Annotated in this window: 7 protein-coding genes; 1 reads left to right on the forward strand and 6 read right to left on the reverse strand. The window is 71.7% G+C overall.

Going from position 1 to position 4428, the window contains the following annotated elements:
- Positions 1–103: 103 nt before the first annotated feature.
- From VFO68_RS27885 to VFO68_RS27910, 6 genes are all read right to left on the reverse strand, one after another.
- Positions 104–229 carry a hypothetical protein gene (locus tag VFO68_RS27885; RefSeq protein WP_325161375.1) on the reverse strand — a complete coding sequence of 42 codons (126 nt, stop codon included), beginning with the start codon at positions 227–229 and terminating at the stop codon, positions 104–106.
- Positions 226–351 carry a hypothetical protein gene (locus tag VFO68_RS27890; protein WP_325161376.1) on the reverse strand — a complete coding sequence of 42 codons (126 nt, stop codon included), beginning with the start codon at positions 349–351 and terminating at the stop codon, positions 226–228. The genes VFO68_RS27885 and VFO68_RS27890 overlap by 4 nt, the downstream gene beginning before the upstream one ends.
- Entirely contained in the window at positions 348–860 is a 513-nt protein-coding gene (locus VFO68_RS27895) for an SRPBCC family protein (protein WP_325161377.1), read from the reverse strand. Before VFO68_RS27895 ends, VFO68_RS27890 begins: the two co-directional genes overlap by 4 nt.
- Before the next feature lie 19 nt (positions 861–879).
- Positions 880–1527, reverse strand: coding sequence for a helix-turn-helix domain-containing protein (locus VFO68_RS27900; protein ID WP_325161378.1), 648 nt, complete (start codon positions 1525–1527; stop codon positions 880–882).
- Positions 1524–2246, reverse strand: a complete 723-nt coding sequence (locus tag VFO68_RS27905) for a hemerythrin domain-containing protein (protein WP_325161379.1) — start codon at positions 2244–2246, stop codon at positions 1524–1526. The genes VFO68_RS27900 and VFO68_RS27905 overlap by 4 nt, the downstream gene beginning before the upstream one ends.
- Before the next feature lie 436 nt (positions 2247–2682).
- On the reverse strand, positions 2683–3663 hold the full coding sequence (locus tag VFO68_RS27910) for an SDR family NAD(P)-dependent oxidoreductase (RefSeq protein WP_325161380.1): 981 nt from the start codon (positions 3661–3663) through the stop codon (positions 2683–2685).
- Positions 3664–3800: 137 nt separating this feature from the next.
- On the opposite strand from VFO68_RS27910, the gene VFO68_RS27915 reads away from it, so the two are divergent.
- A partial coding sequence (locus VFO68_RS27915; protein ID WP_325161381.1) for a cupin domain-containing protein occupies positions 3801–4428 on the forward strand: 628 nt, incomplete at its 3' end.

Here is a 4428-nt window from a genome sequence, read left to right on the forward strand (position 1 = left end):
GATGACCTCAGAAAGATCAATGACGGCCGTCAACCAGCAAGATCACCGGGTCATGAAAGAGCGGGGCTGGTGGGAGGAATGGTGGCAGATCGGATGACCACAGCTATACGGCCAGGAAGGTGACGTCGGCGGCGACGGTCACCCATGCGAGCCCGGGGGCGCGGTGGTCGGCGAGCAGTCCGGCGGCAAGCAGCGCCAACCCGCCGATGGTCAGCAGGATGTAGGTCACGAATGGCCATCGGGGCCGGGGTGGCCTTGCGTGAACACCGTGGGGACGCCGATCGCGGCGCCGAGCAGGGAGGCGGCCGAGCCGCCGATCGTGAGGACGGCGGCGATTCGGTGCGGGGTCATCGGTTCGGTTCCGGTGCTCCGGGGCGCGCGTCGGCTTCGGCGACGGCACCGATTCGTCGCAGGTCTTCAGTGAGTGCGACGGTGCGGTCGATGTGGCCGGGGATCAGGCGGGTGGCGATCCATTCCCACCACCGTGGACACCGGGTCAACCGGTACTCCTGCACGATGCGGGTCCCGGCGGCGAACGGTTCGAGGCGGACGGTCCATTCGGTGCTGTCGACGAACATCGGGGTGGCGATGGTTCGCCAGGCGATCCGTGTTGGTGGGTCGACGGCGAGCATTTCGCAGGTGCGGCTCCAGCGCAGCCATCCGGACCGGTTCCGGCCGCGGAAGCGGACGCCGGGTTCGGCCCGGACGGCCCCGTCGAGCCATGCCACGTGGTGGCATTCGTGGCTCCACTCCCCGGTCCGGGTGACATCGGCGATGACCCGCCAGACCGCGTCGACCGGCGCAGCGACGATGGTTTCGGCGCGGCCGGTCATCGCCGCGCGTCGCGTCCTTGTGTCCATGGCACCGCTCCGTTCGGGCTCAGTTGAGCCGATCGCGCTCGGGGAGAAGCTGGTTGATGATGCCGGCCAGCCATCGTTGGTACTGCTGCGGCGTCCAGCCGCGCTGTACGGTCAGTAGCTCGTACACCTCGACCGCCATGACCGCCCACAGGCCGTCGCACTCCTCGCGGGTGACGGACCGACCGGCGATCAGCGCTGCCGCCTGTTCGACGTTGGCTCGCCGGCCCTCTTCCGCGGCGCGCCGCCATCGAGCCAGTTCGGGATCGGACGCCGCCGCCTCGCGCAAGGTGAGGATCAAGCCGGCCGTGCGTTGGTGGATGTCGGTGAGCAGGCGGGCGGCGGCCCGGGTGCGCTGCGCCCGGGTGCCGCGGCCGAGGGCGGCGAAGGCCGGGCGGTCGGCGAGCGGTACGGGTTGGTCGTCGGTGACAACGGCCCGGTCGATGCAGGCCGTGAGGAGCTCGCTCTTGGAGCGGAAGTTGGCGTACACCGTCTCGATGGCCACGCCGGCCGCACCGGCTACATCCCGCATCCCGGTGCCCGCCCAGCCCTTCTCGCCGAACAATCCGGTAGCAGCGGCGATCACGGCGGCCCTGGTCTGACCGGCCTGCTGTTCACGCAGCGGCGACCGGTACCGGCGGCGGGACGGCGTCGCCTCATCCGCCGTCACCGGCGTGCCCGTCCCTGGTCGGCCGGTCCCTGGTCGGCCGGTCCCTGGTCGGCGGCGGCTTCGGGCTGCCACCGCGCCCGCGCCCGCCGGCGGTATGCCCGGGCGAAGCCGTGGAGAAGCACGAATCTCGCCAGCGGCGGCACGGTCTGCACCACTACCTGGTAGCCGTCGGGATCGATGCCCTCGAGGATCCAGTGCCCTTCCATCGCGAGCTGGGGCAGCGACTTCGGTTTGATGTTGAACCGCCGTTCGACCGCCCGCCACTCGGCGTGCGTGATGCTCGCCGAGACAACCGGCATCGCGTCGGCGACTTCGCGGTCGAGGTGCGGGAGCAGCACCGCGGTCAATTCATCCAACGCGGTGACCAGGGCCACCCTGGCGTCGTCGGTCGTGGTGGTGGCGTAGCGGCGCCCGGCCTCGGTCAGCTTGTCGGCCGCCGGGTCGATGGCCCGATGGTCGGCCTCAAGTGAGTCGAGCAACGCACCCGCTCCGGGGTTGCGCTCGCGGACCAGCGGCCACAGGCCAAGATCCTCACCGGAGTGGTGAGCATGCAGGAACGCCATCATCCACACCACGTGCTCGCCGAGAGCACGCCGCTGCGGGCCTTGCGGACGCGGCTCGACAGTCAACACGTGACGTGTCCGGAGCAGATCCCGGCGCAGTGCCGCGTGCACGATCCCCATCATGCGCGTGTCCGCCGGCTCCACAGATGTCGCCATCTCACCCTCCTCCCGGATAGCTGCGTCCCGTCAGGCTAGAACAGAAAAATATTTATTACAAGAGCGTTCTGGCTAAATAACCGGTGGCGGAGGTGCCCCGACGTGGTCCCGGATGCCGCGGTGCGCGCCGCCGAGCCGATCGCACCGGGCGGCCATGTCGTCGAGCACCGTGCGGGAGGCGGGGACGAAGGCGGTGATGTCGAAGCCGTTCAGGTCTGGTTGGCTGGGGCAGGCGGCCCGGTCCCGCAGCGCGATGTTGAACCGGCCCCAGGGGTCGATCAGTGCGGCGCCGCGCAGTAGGCCGTCCTCGACGAACTCGGCCCACAGCCGGAGGTCGAGGAGTTGTCGGCACCAGGTGACGCTGCGGGCGAGGTCGGTGACCGGGAGCTTGATCTGTGCGATCCGGCCGAGCCGGGGATCCCGGCGGGTGCGGCGCTCATCGGTTCTCCGTTCCGGCCACTGGGGAGCTGGCCGCGGGTTCGGTGCCCTCGCCGGGTTCGGTGTGCTCGGCAGGTGGCCGGGGCGGCTGGCTGCGGTCGGGCAGCCAGAGCCGGACCAGGTCCTCGCTGGCGGCCCACAGCGCGGCGCGTCGGTCAGGACGCCGGACCCGTTTCGGGATCCGCCTCCGGCGCTGCCGGGGTCCGAAGAAGCTTCCCCCGACGCCGGTGGCGGCCGCGTCGTGGGCCAGGAACGCCGGGGTCTGCGCCGCGGCGGCCGGTGAGGCGGCGACCAGGCGCTGCAGTGCGGTGGCGGCCGCCCGCACGGGGCGGGGCAGGCCGCGGGCGTTGGCGAACACGTCGGTGGCGACCAGGCCCGGGTAGACGCAGGTGACCTCGATCCGGCTGCCGCGTACCCGCTCGGCCAGCTCGACGGCGAGCAGGTCGTTGGCGAACTGGGTGCGCCCGGCCACCCACAACCCCCGCGCGCCCCGGCGAAGTTGAAGGTCGTCCAGGTCCACGGTGTCCCGGTACTTGCCGGCATTGGCGACCAGTACCACCCGACCCGACGGCGCCTTCGCCAGTGGCGGCAGCAGCAGCCGCAGGAGCAGATAGCGGGACAGGTAGTTGAGGACGAAGGTGCGTTCGAGGTCCTCGCCGGTCCACTCCGCGACGGTGGACAGCACCCCCGCGCAGAGCACCACCGCGTCGAGGCGGTCGGTGTGGCGTGTGGTCTCCTCGGCGGCCCGTGCCGTGTCGCTTAGCAGCGACAGGTCGGCCCGGATCAGCGCGTGAGCGGCGCCCGGGCCGGCGTCGTCAAGCTCGGCCAGCACCGCTGCGCCCCGGGCGGCGCTGCGACCGACGATCAAGACCCGGTGCCCGCGCCGGGCCAACTCCACGGCAACGGCACGGCCGATCCCGCCCGTCCCACCGGTCACCAGCACTGTGCGCCGCCCATCTCCGGGCCCGTGCACCAGCATCGATCGTCTCCTCACCGCTCGGTCTGCGCGAGGTCGACGCTAAGCGGCGCGGTTGGCGACAATCCATGTGTGCGCGTCCGGCAAACCACATCGTTCGTCTCGGCCCCGACGGGTGCCGAGGCCGCAGGGTGGTGCCCGTGGACCTGCTGAGTGCCGTGCTACGCGAGTTGCGCTTCGAAAGCGCCGGCTACCGGTGGCTCGAACTGGGCGCACCGTTCCGGATGCGCTTCGACCAGCCCGGGCTACGCGGAGTGCACATCATCGCGCGTGGCGAGTGCGAGGCCGTCCTCGACGACGGCACCGTCGACCGGCTCACCGCCGGCGACCTCGTGATCTTCCCGCGAGGTGACGCGCACCTGCTGCGCTCGCCCGGCCCGGGCCCGTCGTCCACGGTCTCTGGTTTCGAACTGGCCATGCGTACCCCCGGCACCCGGCTGCGGGCCGGCGGCCCGGCCGTGGACACCGTCGTGGTCTGCGGCGCGTTCCTCATCGGCGAGCCGGACCACCCCGCCCTACGCGGGATGCCCCGCAGCATCCATCTGCCCGGCGAGGCCGGCCGCCCACCGCCCTGGCTCGCCCCCTTGATCGAGGCGCTGAGCGCAGAGGCGTTCGACGGCGGACCCGGCAGCGACCTGGTCATGGCCCGGCTGTCCGACGCGCTGCTCATCCGCGCCCTGCGCCACCACAGCGACACCGTCGACCACCCCGGCTGGCTGGCCGGGCTCCGAGACCCCTACGTCGCCGAGGCGCTCGCCGCCATCCACG

Origin of the sequence: Actinophytocola sp. (genome assembly GCF_035712165.1) — a bacterium.
In the GTDB taxonomy this organism is placed as follows: Bacteria; Actinomycetota; Actinomycetes; order Mycobacteriales; family Pseudonocardiaceae; genus DASYTH01.